The organism is Stenotrophomonas sp. YJH_SMC_43, from assembly GCF_059372535.1.
The window spans coordinates 681,725-701,749 of record NZ_JCAFVQ010000001.1 but is presented as its reverse complement, the minus strand read 5'-3'; the positions used below and the strand labels follow the sequence as shown (position 1 = coordinate 701,749).

Below are 20,025 nucleotides of genomic sequence, written 5' to 3'. Positions count from 1 at the left end.
GCAGCCCTCGACGAAGACAACGGGTCCTGCTGGCGTCATGGCCCTCCCCAGCGACAGCGGGGTGGCCGAACGCCTCCCCTCAAGCGCAAGTGTGCGCAATCACGGGGAAAACCGACAAGTCCCTCACCACGAATCAAGCGTGACGGGGGACACGGTCCTCAACTGCGCTTGGCGCGGGCGAAGGCCTCGGCCAGGGCATTGTTGGCCGGGGGCGCGGACACGGCGGGACGGCCACCATTGCCCTGGCCCCGGTTCGGCCCGCGGTTCGGGCCGCCTGCGTCGCGGCGCGGCCCCTGCCCGCGCTCATCGCGCTGACCCGAGCGGCTGGTGGCCTGCCCGGGGGTGTCGTCCAAGCGCCGGGTCAGGGCGATGCGCTTGCGCGCCACGTCCACCTCCAGCACCTTCACCTTGACGATATCGCCGGCCTTGACCACGTCGCGCGGATCCTTCACGAACGTATCGGAGAGCGCCGAAATGTGGATCAGGCCGTCCTGGTGCACGCCGATATCGACGAAGGCACCAAAGGCCGCCACGTTGCTCACCACGCCTTCCAGCACCATGCCCTCGCGCAGGTCCTTGATGTCCTCGACACCCTCGGCGAAGCGCGCCGCCTTGAACTCCGGACGCGGATCGCGGCCCGGCTTTTCCAGTTCCTTCAGGATGTCGCGCACGGTCGGCACGCCGAAGGTGTCGTCGGTGAACTGTTCTGCTTTCAGGCCACGCAGGAAGCTGCCATCACCGATCAGCGCCTTGATCGGGCGTGCGGTGCTGGCAACGATGCGCTCGACCACCGGATAGGCCTCCGGGTGCACCGCCGAGGCGTCCAACGGCTGATCACCGTCGGCGATGCGCAGGAAGCCGGCGCACTGCTCGAAGGTCTTCTCGCCCAAGCGCGCAACCTTCAGCAGGTCTTTGCGACGCTTGAACGGGCCGTTGTCGTCACGATGGCGCACGATGTTCTCGGCCACCGTGGCCGACAGGCCGGACACCCGCGACAGCAGCGCGGCCGACGCGGTGTTCACGTACACGCCGACCGCGTTCACGCAGTCCTCCACGCGCGCGTCCAACGCCCGGGCCAGACGGTACTGATCCACGTCGTGCTGGTACTGGCCGACACCGATCGCCTTGGGTTCGATCTTGACCAGTTCGGCCAGCGGGTCCTGCAGGCGGCGGGCGATCGATACCGCGCCACGCAGCGCCACATCCAGGCCCGGAAACTCCTTGGCCGCGAACTCGGAGGCCGAGTACACCGAGGCACCGGCCTCGCTCACCACCACCTTCTGCAGCTTCGGGTTGCCAGCGGCCTTGATCGCTTCACCGGCCAGCTTGTCGGTTTCGCGGCTGGCGGTGCCGTTGCCGATCGCGATCAGCTCCACGTTGTGCTTGGCGCACAGCTGCTTGATGGTCTGCAGCGACTGGTCCCACTGGCGGCGCGGCTCATGTGGGTAGATGGTATCGGTGGCGACCAGCTTGCCGGTGGCATCGACCACGGCAATCTTGCAGCCGGTCCGGATGCCCGGGTCCAGGCCGAGCACGGTCTTCGGGCCGGCCGGTGCCGCCAGCAGCAGGTCCTTCAGGTTGTCGCCGAACACCGCGATGGCTTCGGCCTCGGCCTTTTCGCGGGCCTGGTTGAACAGGTCCAGCAGCAGATGGGTATGCAGCTTGGCGCGCCAGGTCAGGCGGCAGGCGTCCAGCAGCCAGCGGTCGGCGGCACGGCCCTGGTCGGCAATGCCGGCCTTGCGCGCCACGCGCCCTTCGGCGTACTGGTGGCCAGCCTCGGCATCACTGCCCGGGTCCAGCTCCAGGAACAGGATCTCCTCGCGGCGCGCGCGGAACAGCGCCAGCAAGCGGTGCGAGGGAATCTTCGCCAGCGACTCGGCGTGTTCAAAATAATCGCGGTACTTGGCACCTTCGGTTTCCTTGCCCTCGGCCACGCGGGCACGGATCACGCCGGATTCGCCGAGCCAGGTACGCAGTTCGCCGACCAGCGCAGCGTCTTCGCCCCAGCGCTCCATCAGGATCGCACGCGCGCCTTCCAGCGCAGCCTTGGTGTCGGCAACGCCCTTGTCGGTGTCGACGAAGGTGGCCGCGAACGTCTGCGGGTCCTGCGTCGGGTCGGCCAGCAGGCCATCGGCCAGCGGCTCCAGACCGGCCTCGCGGGCGATCTGGGCGCGGGTGCGGCGCTTGGGCTTGTACGGCAGGTACAGGTCTTCCAGGCGGCTCTTGGTGTCGGCGGCGAGGATGTCGTTGCGCAGTTCGTCGCTGAGCTTGCCCTGCTCGCCGATGCTGGCCAGCACCGCCGCGCGGCGGTCCTCCAGCTCGCGCAGGTAGGTCAGGCGCACTTCCAGGTTGCGCAGCTGGGTGTCGTCCAGGCCCCCGGTCACTTCCTTGCGGTAGCGCGCGATGAACGGAACGCTGGCGCCCTCGTCGAGCAGGCCGACTGCGGCGCGTACCTGGGCGGACTGGGCACCGATCTCATCGGCGATGGTCTGGGCGATCTGCTGGGCGAGCGCGCTCTGTGCGTTCTTGGCGTCGTGCATTGCTTCAGGTCTGTGCCGCGGTACGGGAAGACCCCATTCTGGCAACCCACGACGGAGCCGGACAAGGCATTGACAGGGGCCGAGGTTCAGCGGCGGGGCCGGATTGGACGCCGGCATCCTGGCAAGGAGAGGGCTCGGACTGGCCCTGGGCTGGGATGCCGGCGCGGGCGCGCGATGGTGGGCGCGCCCTGCCGCGTGTTGCGGAGGTCAGCGGTAGTGGCGGGCGGCGCGCTGCATGACGATCTCGTCACGCATGCCTTCCAGGGCCATCAGGCGGACCTTGCCGACACCCTGCAGTTCCATGAACCGCTCCGTGTAGAACTCCGGCCCCAGCGCGGTGTCGGCGCGGGATTTGCTGAAGCCGTAGGGCACCACGCCCTTCTCGCCATCCTTGCTACCACCGACATAAAGAACGATTGCCATGTGATGTATTCCTCCAAATTGCTACTGCGTACTGCACTCGATGAGCGATGCTGCGAGCTCATCGAGGGAGAGCTTACCGCGTCGAACCTGACTGGAACGTCACGAAGGCTAATGACGATCGGTTGCATGCAGATGACGGCGGGATCGCAGCAGAATGCTTACGGATCTTTAACTTCCGGCTAACGAATCGATGGGGGATTCCTGCCAACGGCGCAGCCCCTCGTGGGTGGTTTGGTTGGTCGCGGAAAGCCGGTTTCCTGCGGGCTGGCCGGGAGGGTGGGTAGGCCGGGGACGCCGTGAACCCATCCATGGGGCTTGGCCGCGGCATCCATGCCGCGGACACCCCGCCCTACCCACCCTCCCGGCCGCTGACAGATTCCTGGTGCCTGCCGCCACCCACGGAGAAGAAAAAAGAAGATCAAAAGCAAAGGCAGCCTGGCTGGCCGCTTTTTTGTTGTAGAGCCGAGCCTGCGCTCGGCTTCGCGGGCTGGCCTGAAAGCAGCCGAGCGTGGGCTCGGCTCTACACGAGCAAGCGCAGCGCGCGACCCGCTTTTGCCGTTCTTATTCTTCTCCGTGGCTGGACGCGCACGGAAACTGTCAGAGGTCGGGCGGGATGGGTTCGCGGGACCGTTGGCGCCATGGATGGCGCCAACGTGTCCCGCGAACCCATCCCGCCCGGCCCAATCGCATGAAACGTATTCCGCGACCAAGCCACGAGGGGCTGCGCCGTTGGCTGGAACCTACGGCCACCAGCCGTGCCCGAACCGGGCAAAATGATCGGCCGCGCGCTCGAATGGATTCCGCGCACTCACCCCGCCACACAGCAGGTACACCGGCAGGTACAGCGGCCCCAGCACCATGTACTGGTAGACGTGCGCGCGTTCGTGGTCGTCCAGCCGGATCAGCGGCTCCACGCCCCACCCCGCCTGATGCGCATAGGTCCGGCACGAAATGCCCAGATCATGACCGGTATGCAGGATCACATTGCCCAGCGTGATCGCCCCACCCGGCCCCCACGGCCAGCGGTCGAACACCAACGCACAGTCACGGCCGCTCCAGCGCAATGTCGCGCCGCCGAGCATGCCGGCCAGGCCGCCGATCAGGCCGATCAGGGAATTGGGTGACGTCCACACCGCGCCCAGTACCTGCAGCGCGCGCAGCCAGATCGGCCAGGGCTCAGGGGCAGTCTTCAATCGGCCTCGTTCGGCATCAGCAGCCACAGGATCAGGTAGACCAGGATGCCAGGGAAGGCCGCCGAGCCGATCGAGACCAGCACGAACACGATCCGCACCAGCGTGGGGTTCCAGCCGAAGCGGTGGGCGATGCCGCCCATCACGCCGGCAATCATGCGGTCGTTCAACGAACGCGACAGCGTGCGCGGCGTGGTGTTCATGGCGGTTCTCCTGGGCTGCGGGAAAAAGCAGTCGAGCATGGCTCGACTCTACACCGCCCCCATGTCTACGGCGTGCGGTGGCGCAGGGCCTGCAGGCGTGCGCCGAACCAGGCGGCTGCGGTCTGTTCAGGCTGTCCCGGGCACTGGATGCGGTAGGGCTTGCCACTCATGCTGCTCTGGCTGGCAGCGCGCTCGATGAACTGCTCGGCGCTGTCCACCATGTCCTTCTTCAGCAGGTAGTCGTACTTGCGCTGCAGGTGCGCACGCGCATCACTGCCATCGTGCCAGCTGCCATTGCGCTGGAAGCGGCATTGGGAGCCGTCCAGGCTGGCGATCAGCTGGGCGATCTCCCGCCGTGCATCCGCACTGGGTGCGGCGTGGGCAAGCGGCGCTGCCAGCAGTGCCGCAAGAATCAACAGAATCCGGTACGTCATCATCCCCCCAGGTCAGTCGAGCATGGCTCGACTCTACAGGTCACGCGCCTTCAACCAGCCATCGATCGTGGCCGGCACTTCGCGCTGCGCACGGCCGGAAACGTAGATGCCAATATGCCCACCGCGGAAACTGGACTCGGTGTAGTCGTCCGTGCCCAAGCGCCCACGCATCGCGCGCGAGGCGTCCGGCGGTACCAGATGGTCCTGCTCGGCGTAGATGTTCAGCACCGGCAGGGTCACCTGCGACAGATCCACCGCCTCCTCGCCGATCCGCACCGTGCCGTTCATCAATCCGTTGCCCTGGTAGAACTGCTTGATGAAGTCGCGGAACGCCTCGCCCGCCAGGTCCGGCGAGTCGAAGATCCACTTCTCCATGCGCAGGAAGTCCTCCAGCGCGGCCTTGTCATCGAGGATGTCGAGCAGGCCCACGTACTTCTGCACGTTCAAGCGGAACGGCTTGAGCATCAGGTAACTGGCATTCATCAGGTCGGCCGGGATGTTGCCCAGCGTGTCGACCAGCAGGTCCACGTCCACCTGCCGCGCCCAATGCGAGAGCATGTTGTCGTCCGTCTGGAAATCGACCGGGGTGACCATGGTGATCAGCTTGCCCAGCTTCTGCCGGCGCAACGCGGCGTAGCAGAGTGCGAACACGCCGCCCTGGCAGATACCCAGCAGGTCGACCGGGCCACCACTGCGCGCACGCAACGCATCGACGGCGCCATCGATGTAGCGCAGCAGGTAGTCCTCCAGGGTCTGGAAGCGCTCCGAGCGATCCGGGTAGCCCCAGTCCAGCACGTACACGTCCTGGCCCAGCGCCAGCAGCTTCTGCACCAGCGAACGGTCGGCCTGCAGGTCGACCATGTACGGCCGGTTGACCAGCGCGTAGACGATCAGCAGCGGCGTACGCCGGGTCGGTGACTGTTCGCCGACGAAGCGGTACAGCACCACCTTGCCGTCGCGCCAGACTTCCTCACGCGCGGTCACGCCATAGTCCACGTCTTCCACCTGCGGCAGCAGCTTCAGCCCTTCCATCAGCTTGCGCTGCATGGCCAGGGTTTCCTGCATCAGGTCATCGGCGTTGAAGCCCAGCGGCCCCTTCATCGGTCACGCGTCCGAGTGGAAGTGCGAGGTGCGGCCTTTTTCGCTGACGCCTTTTTCGCAGCCGCCTTCTTTGCCGGCGCGGCCTTCTTCGCGGCCTTGCGTACGACCGGCTTCACCTTCGCCGGCGCCGGCTGCGCCACTGGGTCCACCTCGGCAGTTCCAGCCAGCACCGCCACCTGTGCCTGCAGGCGGCGCAGGCTGCGCTCCAGCTCGGCGATACGGCGGTGTGCGGCATCCATCTCGCTGCGGGTCGGCAGGCCGATGCGTTCACTCATCTGTTCCACCTCACGCTGCAGGCCGGCGCGCAGGCGCATCTGTGCGTTGCCCAGCGAGGCATATACCTGCTGGAACGGCTCGGACATGGCGACCTTGGCGTAGGCCTCTTCGGCCACTTCGATCCACAGGTCGAACATCGCGCGGGCGCTGGTCAGCTGGCTGCCCGGCTGTTCGTGCTCGGCCAGGCGCTGCTCGAACAACGCAAAGGCCTCGTCCAGTGCCCGCTTGATCAGGTCGACATAGGCGCGCGAATGCTGCTGGTATTCTTCCTGTGCGCGCAGCAGTGCCTGCCAGCGCGCCTGGTGTTCGCGGCCCGGGCCGAATGCCGGGCTCTGCAGCCACGGGCCAGCCTGCAGCTGGAACTGCTGCAGCCATGCGGCGAATTCGGGCACGGCGGCGCCGGCGTGGGTGCTGCCACGGGCCCCCTGCAGCATCCACTGCAGCATGCCGTCGCCCTGCCCCTGCACCGCCTCGCGCCAGGCCTGGGCCACGTCCGCGCTGCTGGCGTCGCGGCCGGCGAAACGCGCGGCCACTTCCTGCATGGTGCCGTACCAGCTGCCCGCCTGTTCGCGGAACCGGCGCACGGCATCTCCCGGTGCGCCCTGCCCCTGTTCGGGCAACAGCTGGCCCCACCAGTCGAACAACCGCTGCCAGCTGCCGGGGTCGTCACCGGCCGGCGCACCGGGCGTGCTCGCATGGCGCAGGGCATCGCCCCAGGCGCCGAAGTACTGCCGCGCCAGGGCTTCGAAATCGCTGCTGCCGGCGTCATGGGCCGAGCTGGTCATCACAGGCCTCCGCAGGGCTGGCTCATGGCTTGGGAATGCGCAGGGTCTTGCTGATCATCAGCGACCCGGACAGGGCGAACAGCAGCACCATCGGGTGCAGCTGCCACGGACCGATCTGCCACTGGCCGAACCAGAGGTCCTGGCCGATGGCATCGGTACCGGCGGCGATCGCCAGCACGATCACCAGCACCAGGCTGGTCGGGATCGGAGTGCCCTCGAAAAACCTGACCTTGCCCTCGTCGCCGGCCAGCGCCTCGGCGGTGACGTTGTAGCGCGCCAGGCGGCTGACGCCGCAGCAGACGAAGTAGCTCAGCACCAGCCAGTCCCAGCCGCCCTGCATGCCGCAGGCATAGGCCAGCGCCGCCGGCGCCACGCCGAAGGAGATCACGTCGGACAGCGAGTCCAGCTCGCGACCCAGGGTAGAGCTGGACTTGCGCCAGCGCGCGATGCGCCCGTCGAGCGCATCGAAGATGAAAGCCAGCGGGATCAACGCCATGCCGAACAGCAGGTAGCCGCGCTCGCCGTCCTGCAGGAAGCGCATCGCGGCAAAGACCGCACCGGTGCCGCAGAAAGCATTGGCCAGGGTGAACCAGTCGGCCAGCTGGAATTCGCGCAGCATCGAGAAGTGACGTTTCATGGGGTCTCACGGAGCATCAAGGCCCACAGGTTACCGCGAGCGCCGCCACTGGCGACAGCGCTGGCAGGACCCAGCCTTCACCGCTCCCTCACCTGCCCTCACCAGCGGTGAATTTTTCGCCACCCATCTTGACAGCCTAGGGGGGTGGCGCCTGTCGCGGCTTATCCACAAAGTTGCCCACGCGTAATCCACACCCCCTGTGGACAACCAGATCTCACCGACTGCGACGTTGGACATTTCCTCATCACCCTGCATCGGGGTTTCCCTACTTCCCAAGCCACAAGGTCGGCGCTATGGTCACCGGCGGACCCGCCGCCGCCACGTCCGAAACTCTGTAATGGACGATGATGATGCTGGATGCTCCCACCCTGGCCGCACAACTGCGGCAGCCCCATGGCGAGGCCGCGTTGGCGGTCGCCGTCTCGATGAACCGCAGCAACGGCGCACTCAACCTGGCCGCGATCGGACTGCTGGCCGTCGGCGCCGGTGAACAGGTCCTGGAGGTCGGCCCGGGCAATGCGGCCTTCGCGCCGCTGATGCTGCAGGCCACCGGCAGCCACTATCTGGGCATCGAGCTGTCCACCGCCATGGTCGAGGCCGGCAACCAGCGGCTGGCCAGCGTCGGGTTGGCCGAGCGTGCGGCGATGCGGCACGGCGACGCCCATGCGCTGCCGGTCGCCGATGCCGCGATGGATGCCGCGCTGGCGGTCAACACCCTGTACTTCTGGCCGAACCTGGCCCCGGTGCTGGACGAACTGGCGCGGGTACTGCGCCGGGGCGGCCGCCTGTGCCTGGCCTTTGGCGACGCCAGCTTCATGCGCAGCCTGCCATTCGCTGCCGACTTCCAGCTGCATGAGCTGGACGCGGTGGAGCTCGCACTGCGGGTATCGGGCTTCCGTGTCTCGGCCTGGCGCAGCCACCGGGAATCCGCGGCCGGCAATGACGGCCAGACCCGCGAAAAGCACTTCCACCTGCTGTTGGCACAGCGGCGCTGAAGCTGCCCGCCTGACCGAGTGGTAGAGCCGGCCGCTGGCCGGCTGCCCCGACGATTCCGGATTGCCGGCAAGCGGCCGGCACTACCCAGCCTGCACCCGCCTCCAGCGAGCAAAACAGAGCACCTGCATCACCAGCATGGCCAGCAACCCCAGCGGCCACGCCCACCACAGCCCGGCCAGTCCGTGCCGGGACTGCAGCCACATCGCCAGTGGCAGCTCCAGCAGCAATACGGCCGCCATGCCCAGCAACGCCGGCAACAACACCGTGCCACCGCCTCGCATCACTCCGACCAGCACCGCACTGCCTCCCATCGCCAGCACGCCCCACACCACGGTGCGCAATTGCTGCGTGGCCAGTTCGCGCACGTCGGTCGCCGCCAGGATCAGGCCAGTCAACCAGGGCGCCAGCGCCACAACCAGCATCACCACCCCGCTCAGTATCGCCAGTCCAAGCAGCACGCCGGTGCGGGCGATGGCGGGCAGCCGTGCCGTACATCCCGCCCCCAGCGCATGCGCGGCGAGGATGGTGGCGGTGATGCCCAGCGACATCGCAGGCAGCTGCACCCAGCTCATCAACTGATTGACCGCGCCGTAGGCGGCCGTGGCGGTATAGCCGTGGCGATTGATCCAGCCCAGCAGCACGATCTCGGCCACGGCCAGACTGAGCATCTGCAGCGAGGACGGTACGCCGATGCGTAGCATCGGACGGATGAGTGCTCCATCGAAACGGATCGCTCGCAGCAACTCATGCCCCGGTGCCAACGGGTGCCCCATCCGCTGCCACCGCCACATCAGCCAGGCCAGGGCCAGCAGCGAGGCGAGCGCCGCCGAGACTGCCGCACTGGCTGCGCCCAGCTGCGGCAGGCCGGCCCAGCCCAGGATCAGCAGCGGCGTGCACAGCAGGCCGACCACCGTGGCCAGCAGCAGCGCATGCAGCGGCGTCTTCGCATCGCCCACCGCGCGGCTCACCGCAGTGGCCAGCCACAGCAGGAAGAACACCGGTACCGCCAGCAGCAGGATACGGGCATAGACGATGGATTCGCCGAGGATCGGGGCCGGCGTACCGAGTGCCACCAGCAGCTCTGGAGCGAAACCGCCGCCCACGACCATCACCAGCACCGACATGAGCAGGATCAGCGCCACCGCGCTGCCAGCCACAGCGCGCGCCTGCTGCGGCCGGCCCGCGCCCCAGGCCTGGCCGATCAGCACCATCGCACCGGTCGCCAGGCCCATTACCAGGGCCAACAGCAGGAAGAAGACCGGGAAGAACGCTGCGGCGGCAGCCACCGCCTGCGTCCCCAGCAGATGGCCGAGGTAGATGTTGTCCAGCGTGCCTGCGGCAAGCTGCAGCGCATTGGTCAGCAGCATCGGCAGCAGCAGGGCCAAGTAGGTGCGCCACAGCGGTGGTGCGGCCGGGGGTGTCGGATGTACAGGGGGGGTCATGGGACTCTCTGGGCAAGGGCTGCCCTGCCCGGCGTTTCCGCCAGCAAAGCACGCACAGGGGAAGCGGGCCGTGGCCCGCGATCAGGTGGCGCCGCCGCTCAACGACGGCGCGATGGCTCAGCCGTCGGCGCTCTCGAATGCCAGGCGCAGGGCGTGGTTGCGCACGTCCTCGGGCCAGCTGCGCAACGCCATTTCCAGGCCCGCCCGGTCGTGCGCGAACAGGACACGGATCGCCTCCTCGAAACCCGGCAGGTCGCCGGCGATGGTCTGCAGGAAGTGATAGGCACGCTCGCTGTGGCGGCGCTGCTGGTCCTTGTCCGCACCGGCACGGCTGGCCGCCTCCACCAGCCTGCGCAGAACCACGGAGGCGCCACCCGGCTGTTCGGTCAGCCACGCCCAATGGCGCGGCAACAACGTCACCTCGCGGGCAACCACGCCCAGCTTGGGGCGGCCACGGCCGCGCGGGGTTGCCGGCACATCTTCGGCAGTGATGTCGGCATCCGCCTCGACGGCGGCGGGAAACGCTTCGATGACCCGCGCCAGCAGTTCTGCGTCGCTACCACGCGTATCGAAATCACGGGTGCGGCCGGTAGCGTTGTCGAACACCAGCAGCGGTCCGGCAGCGTTGCCGGCGCGCAGCTGTTTCAGCGCCAGCGCCGCCACCTCCGGGGTACCGGAAGCGACCAGGCGATGGCCGTCGAAGCAACTGAAGGGAGGGAGTCGGGACGCAGGCATGGCAATGGCATCAGAGGCGATGCGCCAATATTGCCCGGGTAATTTGCGGCCGTCAATATTACCCGGGCATTAATCAACCAGAAGAGCGTGCCAACCACGGTTGGCCCCCACCGGAATGGGTGGCACCCACACGATTCGCCAGGTTACAGACGGCTGAAGGACCAGCTCACCATGCGGCCGTCCTTGTACGGCATCACGCCGTGGAACGGGCGAGGGTCGGTATCGAACACCAGCGGCAGGAAGTTGCGGTCGCCCTCCCACATCGGCAGCGTGTCCAGCTTGTCCAGGTCCACCCACTCCAGCGTGCCCTCGTGGTTGCCGCCGTGCGGGGTGCCCTCGAATCCATCGATGACGAACACGAAGCCCAGCCAGTCCTCGCCGTGCTTGCCGAAACCCGGCCAGCTGAGGGTGCCGCGCAGGCGCATGCTGGTGCAGTCGATACCGGCCTCTTCCTGGATCTCGCGGCGCATGCTGGCGGCCACATCCTCGTCCGCCTCGATCTTTCCACCCAGCCCGTTGTACTTGCCCAGATGATGGTCACCGGGGCGGGTATTGCGATGGATCATCAGCACCTGGCGACGATCGGGCGACAGCACGTAGCCCAGGGTGGCGACGATCGGGGTATACGGCATGGGGCAGCATCCAGCGGCAGGTCAGCCATGGATTATGGCCGATCAGCGCACCAGCGACAGGCGGCGCTCAGTGGGCGTGCCGGCACCATCGGGATCACGGCGCAGGGTGGCGACGCCGTGGCCGCGCTCGGCCAGGTATTCCAGCCACTTGCCGAGGAAGGTGTTCATCCGCATGCGATGGCTGATCAGCTCCGCCGGCGGCGGATACAGGCCCATCGTGTCCTGCCAGCGGCGGCCCACGTAGCAGTGGGTGGTCTCGGCCTGGCGGGCGTCACGGTACAGCCGCACATAGGCCGACGGGTCCGGCTCTCCGGTGACCGGGTCGGCCAGGTCGTAGGTCAGGCGCAGTTCCACCGTGTAACGGTGGCACTCGATCACGTCCAGACGAACATCCAGGCCGTCGCCGATCGAGGAAATGTAGCTGCCCGCCACCAGTCCGGCCGGTTCGAACAGGCGCACCAGGTGGCGGTAGTTTTCCGCGTACAGGCCCATGAGCCAGCTCAGCCGGCTCAGGCGGGGAATGCGTTCGGTGCGGGGCAAGGCTCGGGCCATGGGTCGATCCTACACGTTGGTGCTTCAACGTGGGGGCGGGATCGCCCCGGCCAAAGGGGCCCGGTATCGACCACCGGTCGATACCCACCACGCACGAGGGTTTCCCGCAGCATCGGTAGGCCACGACCGTTGGTCGTGGCGCGCGCCTCAATACAGCTCGCGCTGCAGCCCCAGCGTGGCCAGCACCTTGCTGGAAATCTCCTCGATCGAGGTATGGGTGGTGCTCAGGGTCGGGATCCGCTCCATCTGGAACATCACCTCGGCCGCGGCCACCTCGCGCTTGCAGGTATCCAGGTTGGCGTAGCGCGAGTTCGGGCGGCGCTCCTGGCGGATCTGCTGCAGGCGGTCCGGGTCGATGGTCAGGCCGAACAGCTTGCGCCGGTAGTTGCGCAGCCGTGGCGGCAGGCGGTCGCTTTCCAGGTCCTCGTCGGTCAGCGGGTAGTTGGCCGCGCGCACCCCGTAATGCAGGGCCAGGTAGATGCAGGTGGGTGTCTTGCCGGCGCGCGACACCGCCACCAGGATCACGTCGGCGTCGTCGTAATTCACCGCGATACCGTCGTCATGGGTCAGCGCGAAGTTCATCGCGTTGATGCGGCGGTGGTAGGTATCGAAGTCGACCATGCCATGGGCCTGGCCCACACGGTTCACGCGCGAACTGGACAACTCACGCTCCAGCGGCTCGATGAACGGCGCGAACACGTCCAGCATCAGGGCACCACTGTCGGCCAGGATCAGGCTCAGGCTCTGGTCCACGCAGGAGTTCACCACGATCGGCCGGACCTGGTACCGCTCCCCCGCCGCCTGGATCCGGGAACAGGCTTCCCGGGCTTTTTCGGGGTCGTCGACAAACGACATCCGGTCGGTAATGAAGCTGAACCCGGAGAACTGGGTCAGCAGGCTATGCCCAATGGTTTCAGCGGTGATACCGGTTCCATCGGAAACGTAGAACACCGGACGGATGGTCGACATGCGCGCTTTTACCCCCTACGAAGCCTAAAAGGGCCGCCAACACAAGCTTGTGTCGACAGCGGTCTGCCCGGCATCATATCGGCTTCTTCCTACGGACGCGGCCACTCAGCCCGCCTCGGGCGATGGCCAAACGGAGCATCGCGCTTGAACGAGAACATCCTGTGGTTGCACGAACTGCGTCTGGCCGACCTGGCCCGCGTAGGCGGCAAGAATTCCTCGCTGGGCGAGATGATCGGCAATCTGGCCGGTCTGGGCGTCTCCGTTCCCGGAGGTTATGCGACCACCGCTGAAGCCTTCAAGGACTTCATCGCGCACAACGACCTGTCCAAGCGCATCTTCGACAAGCTGGCCACGCTGGACGTCGAGGACGTCAACGCGTTGACCGCCGCGGGCAAGGAGATCCGCAGCTGGGTGATCGACGCGCCGCTGCAGCCGCAGCTGGACCAGGACATCCGCACCGCCTACGCCAAGCTGAGCGCTGACAATGGCGGCGGCGACGTGGCCGTGGCCGTGCGTTCGTCGGCCACCGCCGAGGATCTGCCGGATGCGTCCTTCGCCGGCCAGCAGGAAACCTTCCTCAACGTCACCGGTGCCGACGACGTCGTGCACAAGGTCAAGGAAGTGTTCGCCTCGCTGTACAACGATCGTGCCATTGCCTACCGCGTGCACCACGGCTTCAAGCATGAGGACGTGTTCCTGTCCGCCGGCGTGCAGCTGATGGTGCGTTCGGGCGTCGGTTCCTCCGGCGTGCTGTTCACCCTGGACACCGAGTCCGGCTTCCGCGACGTGGTGTTCGTCACCTCTTCGTTCGGCCTGGGCGAAATGGTCGTGCAGGGCGCGGTCAACCCGGACGAGTACTACGTCTACAAGCCCACCCTGCAGGCCGGCAAGCCGGCGATCCTGCGCCGCTCGCTCGGCAGCAAGGCGATCCGCATGGTGTATTCGGACGTCCCCGGCGAGCGCGTGAAGATCGAGGACACCCCGGCCGAACTGCGCAACACCTTCTCGATCAGCGACGAGGACGTGCAGGAACTGTCCAAGCAGGCGCTGGTCATCGAAAAGCACTACGGCCGCCCGATGGACATCGAGTGGGCCAAGGACGGTGTCAGCGGCAAGCTGTTCATCGTGCAGGCGCGCCCGGAAACGGTGAAGTCGCGCAGCCACGCCACCCAGATCGAGCGCTTCGCGCTGACCGAAAAGGGCGGCAACGTGCTGGCCGAAGGCCGTGCCGTCGGTGCCAAGATCGGCTCGGGCGTGGCCCGCGTGGTGAAGACGCTGGACGACATGAACCGCGTGCAGCCGGGCGACGTGCTGATCGCCGACATGACCGATCCCGATTGGGAGCCGGTGATGAAGCGCGCCTCGGCCATCGTCACCAACCGCGGTGGCCGTACCTGCCACGCCGCGATCATCGCGCGCGAGCTGGGCGTGCCGGCCGTGGTCGGTTCGGGCAACGCCACCAAGGTCATCGAAGATGGCCAGCTGGTCACCGTCAGCTGCGCTGAAGGCGATACCGGCTTCATCTACGAGGGCAAGCTCGGCTTCGAGCGCACCACCACCGATCTGGGCAACATGCCGCCGGCACCGCTGAAGATCATGATGAACGTGGCCAACCCGGAACGTGCCTTCGACTTCGGCCAGCTGCCGAACGCAGGTATCGGCCTGGCCCGCCTGGAAATGATCATCGCCAGCCACATCGGCATCCACCCGAACGCGCTGCTGGAATACGACCGCCAGGATGCCGCGACCAAGAAGAAGATCGACGAGAAGATCGCCGGCTACGGTGATCCGGTCAGCTTCTACGTGGACCGCCTGGCCGAAGGCATCGCCACCCTCACTGCTTCGGTCGCGCCGAACCCGGTGATCGTGCGCCTGTCGGACTTCAAGTCCAACGAGTACGCCAACCTGATCGGCGGCAGCAACTACGAGCCGCACGAAGAGAACCCGATGATCGGCTTCCGCGGCGCCAGCCGTTACGTCGACCCGAGCTTCTCGGCCGCCTTCGCGCTGGAGTGCAAGGCCGTGCTGCGCGTGCGCAACGAAATGGGCCTGGACAACCTGTGGGTCATGATTCCGTTCGTGCGCACCCTGGAAGAAGGCCGCAAGGTCATCGAGGTGCTGGAACAGAACGGCCTGAAGCAGGGCGAGAACGGCCTGAAGATCATCATGATGTGCGAAGTGCCGTCCAACGCACTGCTCGCCGATGAATTCCTGGAAATCTTCGACGGCTTCTCGATCGGCTCCAACGACCTGACCCAGCTGAGCCTGGGCCTGGACCGTGACTCGTCGATCGTCGCGCACCTGTTCGACGAGCGTAACCCGGCAGTGAAGAAGCTGCTGTCGATGGCGATCAAGGCAGCACGTGCCAAGGGCAAGTATGTCGGCATCTGCGGCCAGGGCCCGTCCGATCACCCGGATCTGGCCGAGTGGCTGATGCAGGAAGGCATCGAGTCGGTGTCGCTGAACCCGGACACCGTGGTCGATACCTGGTTGCGCCTGGCCAAGCTGAAGGCCAACGGCTGATGCCGTAAAGGCCGCAGGCTGACGTCGTGTTCATCGGCGTCAGCCGATACTGCTGCTGCACGCAAGCCCCGCCTCTGCGGGGCTTGCTGTTTCTGGCGTCCTTGCACGCCACGCGTACCTCGCACCTGTCCCGCAGCAGCAAAGGAATTTCCGCATGATCGCCGCCGCACCGCCCTCGCCCGCCGCAACGCCCTGGTTCCACTCGCTCGACTGGGAGCGCCTGCTGGAAACCTACGGCGTACCGTTGCTGGCCGCGATCGTGGTGCTGCTGGTCGGCCTGTGGGTGGCACGACGTCTATCCAATGCAATGCCACGGGCGACCGCGCGCATGGGCGTGGATCCGATGCTCGGCAGCTTTCTGCGCAACGTGGTGTATGCCGCATCGATTGTGATCGTAGTGGTGCTGGCGATCGGCACGCTGGGCGTGCAGATCACCCCGCTGCTGGCCGTGCTCGGCACCGCTGGCCTGGCGGTCGGCCTGGCATTGAAGGATTCGCTGTCCAACATCGCCTCGGGCGTGATGCTGGTGACGCTGCGACCGTTCCGCGTGGGCGATGTGGTCACCGTGGCCGGCCAGACCGGCACCGTGCGCGAAGTGCGCATCTTCCAGACCGTGCTTACCGGCGCCGACAACCAGCACACCACCATTCCGAACACACTGATCACCGCCGCGCCGATCATCAACCTCACCGCCGAACCGACGCGCCGCGTCGAACTGGTGATCGGCATCGGCTACGAAGACAACATCCAGCTGGCACGCGACACCGCGCTGGCGCTGATGAAGGCCGACCCGCGCGTGCTGCAGACGCCAGCACCGGACGTGGTGGTATACGAACTCGGCGCGCACGCGATCAACCTCGGCATCCGCTGCTACGTGAAGTCGGCCGACTGGTTCGGTACCAAAGTCACGTTGCTGGAACAGCTGAAGCTGGGCTATGACAAGGCCGGCATCAACATCCCGTACCCGCAGCAGGACATGCACCTGTACCTGCATGGCAAGGATGGCGGCGTGGTCGAAGCGGACGCGCTGGTGCGCGACAAGCCCTGATCCAACCCGGGAGTGCCGACCAACGGTCGGCACCCACCGATGGGCATCAGGCCTCGGCGGCCTCTTCCAGCGCCGGGTAATCGGTGAAACCCTTCGCACCACCACCGAAAAATGTGGCGCGATCCGGCGGATTCAGTTCTGCACCCGCACGCAGGCGCTCAGGCAGGTCCGGGTTGGCAATGAACGGCCGGCCGAAACCGATCAGATCGGCCCAGCCTTCGGCCAGCGCCTGCCCGGCGCGCTCGGCGGTGTACTTGCCGGCGTAGATCAGCGTGCCCGGGTAGACCATGCGTAGCGCCTGCTTGAACGCCACCGGCATCAGCGGCGCATCATCCCAATCCGCTTCGGCAATGTGCAGGTAGCCCACCCCCATCTCACCGAGCAGGTGTGCGGCAGCCAGATAGGTCGCCTGCGGCGTATCGTCCACCGCCCCTTGCAGCGTGGTCAGCGGCGCCAAGCGCACGCCAACGCGGTCACCACCGGCTACTGCGACCACCGCCTGCACGACCTCGCGCAGGAAGCGCAGCCGGTTCTGCAGCGAACCGCCATAGCCATCGGTACGCTGGTTGGCCTGCGAGTCGATGAACTGGTTGATCAGGTAGCCATTGGCGCCATGCAGTTCGACGCCGTCGAAGCCCGCCTCCAGCGCATTGCGGGCGGCCTGCGCGTAATCGGCGACGATGCCCGGAATCTCGTCTTCGCGCAGCGCACGCGGCATCGAATGCTGGATCATCTCGCCGACGCCGGCTTCGGGACCTGCCCCTGTCGGGTCGACGAACACTTTCACGCCATCGGCCAGCAATGCCGAGGAAGACACCGGCGCTGCGCCATCGGGCTGCAGGGCCACATGCGAGACGCGGCCGACGTGCCACAACTGCGCGTAGATGCGGCCACCGGCGGCGTGCACCGCATCGGTCACCTGCCGCCAGCCCTTTACCTGTTCGGGGCTGTGGATGCCCGGCGTCCAGGCATAGCCCTGGCCCTGCGGGCTGATCTGGGTGCCTTCACTGACAATCAGGCCGGCACCGGCACGCTGCGCGTAGTAGGTCGCCATCTCGGCGGTAGCAACGTTGCCGGCAGCCGCACGCGAGCGGGTCATCGGCGGCATCACGATCCGGTTGGGCAGGGTCAGCGGGCCCAGACGGTGGGAGGTGAACAACATGGCGGACATCTCTTGCGGGGGGAGTGCCAGCAAGAATGGGGACCGCCTGCGAAAGGCAACAGGCGTGTTGTGGCAAAACAGTTGTGCCCGGCAGGCAAGGATGGCCCGGCATGAAGGCTCATCCACGCATGGCGTGGATCTACTCCAGGCGGGGTTCGATCTTTACCGCGCCATGCGCCACGCGGTCATAGCAGGTGCGCACCACGTCTTCCCCGTACTTCAGCTCCAGCCGGCGCACGATGAAGTGACCGCGCGCCATGTCCTGGTAGTAGTCGGTGAACATGGTATTGAGCGTTGCACCTGCAGCGGCACCGACAATCGGCACCGCCTGCGCAGCGAATTTCTCGGTGACCACCACGCCGAAACGCGCCGCCACTTTCTCCACCATCTTCGCCAGCAGCTTGCCGGCCTCCTTCGGCGCCACGCCCAGGGTCAGGTCGCGGCCGGTCACCACGCGCCCGGCCAATTCGGCCGACAGGTGGCGCATCACGTCGGTGGTGAAGCCGCGGGCCAGGTAGTAGCCGGTCTCGCTGGCGTCATCGCGCGGCGAGTTGCCACCCAGCGCGAACACCTCCAGGCAGGCCTGGCGGGTGCTGAACCCGGACAGGTCAAAGCCCTCGCTGCGGGCCACGTCGGCCACCGCGCGCATCATGATGGTGGTCGACACCGGCAGCTCGATGAACAAGGCCGCAAAGCCAAATGCCCCGCCGACCGCGCCGGAGGTGGCCGCCGCCAGCTTGTGCCAGCGGGTGGAGGCCCCCTTGCCCGGGGTGTTGTCCATGCTCCACAGCGCGGCCTGCGCCGATTTGGTCAGCGCCGCCTGCACCGCACCGTGGATGCGGTTGGAGACCGAACTGGGCAGCGCCTTCACCGCGAACTCCAGCGGCGTGCCAACCAGGTTGGCCATGCGCGCGGTCAGGGTCGGCGCCTCCAGCAGCGCCACCGCCCGCTGCAGGTCGGACCAGTCGCGGGCGTCGTGGGCGATGTCGCGGGGGAGCAGGATGGGCTCGTTCATGGCGCCGATCTTAGCGCCAGGGAGTTGAACGGTTCGTCGCGGGGCACGACAGAGGGGTCAGAGCCCTTTCCGCTGGAAAGGCATCCGCCCCCGGCGTTGCCGGCCAGCGGCCGGCACTACCGATCAAGGCGTCGAAAGGCCGGAAAGCGCCCCCATGAACTGGCGGTAGTGGCGCAGCTCGGCGATCGAGTCGTGCACGTCGCTCAGCGCGGTGTGGTTGCTGTTCTTGCCGACGCCGGCGGCCACGGTCGGCGCCCAGCGCTTGGCCAGTTCCTTCACCGTGGACACGTCCAGGTTGCGGTAGTGGAAGTACTTCTCCAGGCGCGGCATCTGGCGGTGCAGGAAGCGGCGGTCCTGGCAGATCGAGTTGCCGCACATCGGTGACAGGCCGGCCGGAATCCACTGCGCCAGGAAGTTCACGGTCTGCGCCTCGGCCTGGGCCAGCGTGGTGGTGCTGTCCACCACGCGCTGCCACAGGCCCGAACGACGGTGCTGGTTGCGGTTCCACTCGTCCATCGCTTCCAGCGTTTCCAGCGGATGATGGATGGCGAATTCAGGGCCCTCGGCCAGCACGTTGAGCTGGGCATCGGTGACCACGGTGGCGATCTCGATGATCGAATCGTTGTCGGTGTCCAACCCGGTCATTTCCAGGTCGATCCAGATCAGTCGTTCGTTGGCCGCGCCGGTGTCCGCCATTGTGTCGCCTCGTTGCTGGGCAGGCGCGCGGCCCACCGGTAATGAAAAGAGGCGCCCATCATACCCGTTCGCCCCTCAGCCCTCGCCGGCGTGGTCTTCCAGCAGCAGCGGCGGCTTGCCACGTTTGGCGCGGAAATAATTGGTCAGGCGTGTACTGGCTTCCTTGGCCAGCACCCCGCCGTGAATCTCGACGCGATGGTTGTGGCGGGCGTCGCCAATGAGGTCGAACACGCTGCCGCAGGCGCCCGTCTTGGGGTCACTGGCGCCGTAGACCAGACGGGCGACGCGTGCATGCACGATCGCCATCGCGCACATCGCGCACGGCTCCAGGGTCACATACAGCGTGCTGCCGAGCAGGCGGTGGTTCGCCAGCAGCTTTCCGCCGGCCCGCATCGCCACGATCTCGGCGTGCGCGCTGGGGTCGTGCGAGGCGATGTTGAGGTTCCAGCCCTCCCCCAGCAGCTGGCCATCGGCACCCACCAGCACGGCTCCGACCGGAATTTCGTCGAACTCGCGCTGCGCGCGCTCGGCCAGCGCCAGCGCGTGGCGCATCCAGTGTTCATCGGTGTCGTGCACCGGCACGCCCAGGGCGTCGGTCATGGCGGTTCTCGCGTGTGTGCAGGGCCAGGATGGCCGGCCGGGGCCGCATTGTACGCCCCGGGCCGT

General features: G+C 67.0%; 20 protein-coding genes. 3 read left to right on the top strand and 17 right to left on the bottom strand.

The genetic code is table 11. The features are described 5' to 3' along the window. Nucleotides 1-158: 158 nt before the first annotated feature. The 8 genes from AC5QAH_RS03330 to AC5QAH_RS03295 form a co-directional block, all read right to left on the bottom strand. The gene (locus AC5QAH_RS03330; protein ID WP_049409087.1) at nt 159-2,540 is read right to left on the bottom strand and encodes a Tex-like N-terminal domain-containing protein; all 2,382 of its coding nucleotides are present in this window, start codon (nt 2,538-2,540) and stop codon (nt 159-161) included. Between the two features lie 207 nt (nt 2,541-2,747). Beyond that, the gene (locus AC5QAH_RS03325; protein ID WP_005410085.1) at nt 2,748-2,963 is read right to left on the bottom strand and encodes a hypothetical protein; all 216 of its coding nucleotides are present in this window, start codon (nt 2,961-2,963) and stop codon (nt 2,748-2,750) included. A gap of 740 nt (nt 2,964-3,703) precedes the next feature. Further along, on the bottom strand, nt 3,704-4,156 hold the full coding sequence (locus tag AC5QAH_RS03320) for a hypothetical protein (RefSeq protein WP_010484931.1): 453 nt from the start codon (nt 4,154-4,156) through the stop codon (nt 3,704-3,706). Further along, the gene (locus AC5QAH_RS03315; RefSeq protein WP_010484929.1) at nt 4,153-4,356 is read right to left on the bottom strand and encodes a PspC domain-containing protein; all 204 of its coding nucleotides are present in this window, start codon (nt 4,354-4,356) and stop codon (nt 4,153-4,155) included. Before AC5QAH_RS03315 ends, AC5QAH_RS03320 begins: the two co-directional genes overlap by 4 nt. A gap of 65 nt (nt 4,357-4,421) precedes the next feature. After that, nucleotides 4,422-4,790 (bottom strand): YfeK family protein, encoded by a 369-nt coding sequence (locus AC5QAH_RS03310; protein ID WP_031269840.1) that lies wholly within the window; start codon nt 4,788-4,790, stop codon nt 4,422-4,424. Between the two features lie 33 nt (nt 4,791-4,823). Further along, nucleotides 4,824-5,891 (bottom strand): class III poly(R)-hydroxyalkanoic acid synthase subunit PhaC, encoded by a 1,068-nt coding sequence (phaC, locus tag AC5QAH_RS03305; protein WP_010484926.1) that lies wholly within the window; start codon nt 5,889-5,891, stop codon nt 4,824-4,826. Further along, entirely contained in the window at nt 5,888-6,952 is a 1,065-nt protein-coding gene (gene phaE, locus AC5QAH_RS03300; protein ID WP_049455006.1) for a class III poly(R)-hydroxyalkanoic acid synthase subunit PhaE, read from the bottom strand. Before phaE ends, phaC begins: the two co-directional genes overlap by 4 nt. 22 nt (nt 6,953-6,974) lie before the next feature. Further along, on the bottom strand, nt 6,975-7,589 hold the full coding sequence (locus AC5QAH_RS03295; protein ID WP_019338201.1) for a CDP-alcohol phosphatidyltransferase family protein: 615 nt from the start codon (nt 7,587-7,589) through the stop codon (nt 6,975-6,977). Nucleotides 7,590-7,933: 344 nt separating this feature from the next. Between AC5QAH_RS03295 and AC5QAH_RS03290 the strand changes: the two genes are divergently transcribed. Next, nucleotides 7,934-8,584 carry a class I SAM-dependent methyltransferase gene (locus tag AC5QAH_RS03290; RefSeq protein WP_495232091.1) on the top strand — a complete coding sequence of 217 codons (651 nt, stop codon included), beginning with the start codon at nt 7,934-7,936 and terminating at the stop codon, nt 8,582-8,584. Nucleotides 8,585-8,665: 81 nt separating this feature from the next. Here AC5QAH_RS03290 and AC5QAH_RS03285 read toward each other — a convergent pair whose 3' ends face one another. The 5 genes from AC5QAH_RS03285 to ppsR all read right to left on the bottom strand — a co-directional run bounded on the left by AC5QAH_RS03285 (nt 8,666) and on the right by ppsR (nt 12,915). Then, nucleotides 8,666-10,027, bottom strand: a complete 1,362-nt coding sequence (locus AC5QAH_RS03285) for an MATE family efflux transporter (protein ID WP_197602346.1) — start codon at nt 10,025-10,027, stop codon at nt 8,666-8,668. A gap of 117 nt (nt 10,028-10,144) precedes the next feature. Then, nucleotides 10,145-10,762, bottom strand: coding sequence for a DUF2239 family protein (locus AC5QAH_RS03280; RefSeq protein WP_019660267.1), 618 nt, complete (start codon nt 10,760-10,762; stop codon nt 10,145-10,147). Nucleotides 10,763-10,905: 143 nt separating this feature from the next. Beyond that, nucleotides 10,906-11,394 carry an NUDIX hydrolase gene (locus AC5QAH_RS03275; RefSeq protein ID WP_019660268.1) on the bottom strand — a complete coding sequence of 163 codons (489 nt, stop codon included), beginning with the start codon at nt 11,392-11,394 and terminating at the stop codon, nt 10,906-10,908. Nucleotides 11,395-11,436: 42 nt separating this feature from the next. Then, the gene (locus AC5QAH_RS03270; RefSeq protein WP_010484911.1) at nt 11,437-11,946 is read right to left on the bottom strand and encodes a DUF1249 domain-containing protein; all 510 of its coding nucleotides are present in this window, start codon (nt 11,944-11,946) and stop codon (nt 11,437-11,439) included. Between the two features lie 147 nt (nt 11,947-12,093). Then, nucleotides 12,094-12,915, bottom strand: coding sequence for a posphoenolpyruvate synthetase regulatory kinase/phosphorylase PpsR (gene ppsR, locus AC5QAH_RS03265; RefSeq protein ID WP_010484909.1), 822 nt, complete (start codon nt 12,913-12,915; stop codon nt 12,094-12,096). 144 nt (nt 12,916-13,059) lie between these two features. Between ppsR and ppsA the strand changes: the two genes are divergently transcribed. Together ppsA and AC5QAH_RS03255 are read left to right on the top strand one after the other, a co-directional pair. Next, complete coding sequence (gene ppsA, locus AC5QAH_RS03260) at nt 13,060-15,438, top strand: phosphoenolpyruvate synthase (RefSeq protein WP_010484907.1); 2,379 nt, start codon at nt 13,060-13,062, stop codon at nt 15,436-15,438. Nucleotides 15,439-15,592: 154 nt separating this feature from the next. Then, nucleotides 15,593-16,486, top strand: a complete 894-nt coding sequence (locus AC5QAH_RS03255) for a mechanosensitive ion channel family protein (protein WP_197602347.1) — start codon at nt 15,593-15,595, stop codon at nt 16,484-16,486. Nucleotides 16,487-16,532: 46 nt separating this feature from the next. Here AC5QAH_RS03255 and AC5QAH_RS03250 read toward each other — a convergent pair whose 3' ends face one another. The 4 genes from AC5QAH_RS03250 to tadA form a co-directional block, all read right to left on the bottom strand. Continuing rightward, entirely contained in the window at nt 16,533-17,648 is a 1,116-nt protein-coding gene (locus AC5QAH_RS03250) for an alkene reductase (RefSeq protein ID WP_224328276.1), read from the bottom strand. A gap of 139 nt (nt 17,649-17,787) precedes the next feature. After that, entirely contained in the window at nt 17,788-18,663 is an 876-nt protein-coding gene (locus tag AC5QAH_RS03245) for an EcsC family protein (RefSeq protein WP_109813661.1), read from the bottom strand. Nucleotides 18,664-18,786: 123 nt separating this feature from the next. Then, nucleotides 18,787-19,359, bottom strand: coding sequence for an oligoribonuclease (gene orn, locus AC5QAH_RS03240; RefSeq protein ID WP_043402905.1), 573 nt, complete (start codon nt 19,357-19,359; stop codon nt 18,787-18,789). Nucleotides 19,360-19,434: 75 nt separating this feature from the next. After that, nucleotides 19,435-19,959 carry a tRNA adenosine(34) deaminase TadA gene (gene tadA, locus AC5QAH_RS03235; RefSeq protein WP_010484897.1) on the bottom strand — a complete coding sequence of 175 codons (525 nt, stop codon included), beginning with the start codon at nt 19,957-19,959 and terminating at the stop codon, nt 19,435-19,437. Nucleotides 19,960-20,025: the final 66 nt, after the last annotated feature.

What these genes read in the sequence shown, in the direction of transcription:
- tadA (WP_010484897.1), bottom strand. Translation starts at nt 19,959, where the DNA reads ATGACCGACGCCCTGGGCGTGCCGGTGCACGACACCGATGAACACTGG.
- phaC (WP_010484926.1), bottom strand. Translation starts at nt 5,891, where the DNA reads ATGAAGGGGCCGCTGGGCTTCAACGCCGATGACCTGATGCAGGAAACC.
- AC5QAH_RS03315 (WP_010484929.1), bottom strand. Translation starts at nt 4,356, where the DNA reads ATGAACACCACGCCGCGCACGCTGTCGCGTTCGTTGAACGACCGCATG.
- AC5QAH_RS03330 (WP_049409087.1), bottom strand. Translation starts at nt 2,540, where the DNA reads ATGCACGACGCCAAGAACGCACAGAGCGCGCTCGCCCAGCAGATCGCC.
- AC5QAH_RS03245 (WP_109813661.1), bottom strand. Translation starts at nt 18,663, where the DNA reads ATGAACGAGCCCATCCTGCTCCCCCGCGACATCGCCCACGACGCCCGC.
- AC5QAH_RS03290 (WP_495232091.1), top strand. Translation starts at nt 7,934, where the DNA reads ATGATGATGCTGGATGCTCCCACCCTGGCCGCACAACTGCGGCAGCCC.
- AC5QAH_RS03325 (WP_005410085.1), bottom strand. Translation starts at nt 2,963, where the DNA reads ATGGCAATCGTTCTTTATGTCGGTGGTAGCAAGGATGGCGAGAAGGGC.
- AC5QAH_RS03285 (WP_197602346.1), bottom strand. Translation starts at nt 10,027, where the DNA reads ATGACCCCCCCTGTACATCCGACACCCCCGGCCGCACCACCGCTGTGG.
- AC5QAH_RS03250 (WP_224328276.1), bottom strand. Translation starts at nt 17,648, where the DNA reads ATGTTGTTCACCTCCCACCGTCTGGGCCCGCTGACCCTGCCCAACCGG.
- AC5QAH_RS03275 (WP_019660268.1), bottom strand. Translation starts at nt 11,394, where the DNA reads ATGCCGTATACCCCGATCGTCGCCACCCTGGGCTACGTGCTGTCGCCC.
- AC5QAH_RS03270 (WP_010484911.1), bottom strand. Translation starts at nt 11,946, where the DNA reads ATGGCCCGAGCCTTGCCCCGCACCGAACGCATTCCCCGCCTGAGCCGG.
- AC5QAH_RS03255 (WP_197602347.1), top strand. Translation starts at nt 15,593, where the DNA reads ATGATCGCCGCCGCACCGCCCTCGCCCGCCGCAACGCCCTGGTTCCAC.
- orn (WP_043402905.1), bottom strand. Translation starts at nt 19,359, where the DNA reads ATGGCGGACACCGGCGCGGCCAACGAACGACTGATCTGGATCGACCTG.
- ppsR (WP_010484909.1), bottom strand. Translation starts at nt 12,915, where the DNA reads ATGTCGACCATCCGTCCGGTGTTCTACGTTTCCGATGGAACCGGTATC.
- AC5QAH_RS03280 (WP_019660267.1), bottom strand. Translation starts at nt 10,762, where the DNA reads ATGCCTGCGTCCCGACTCCCTCCCTTCAGTTGCTTCGACGGCCATCGC.
- AC5QAH_RS03310 (WP_031269840.1), bottom strand. Translation starts at nt 4,790, where the DNA reads ATGACGTACCGGATTCTGTTGATTCTTGCGGCACTGCTGGCAGCGCCG.
- phaE (WP_049455006.1), bottom strand. Translation starts at nt 6,952, where the DNA reads ATGACCAGCTCGGCCCATGACGCCGGCAGCAGCGATTTCGAAGCCCTG.
- AC5QAH_RS03295 (WP_019338201.1), bottom strand. Translation starts at nt 7,589, where the DNA reads ATGAAACGTCACTTCTCGATGCTGCGCGAATTCCAGCTGGCCGACTGG.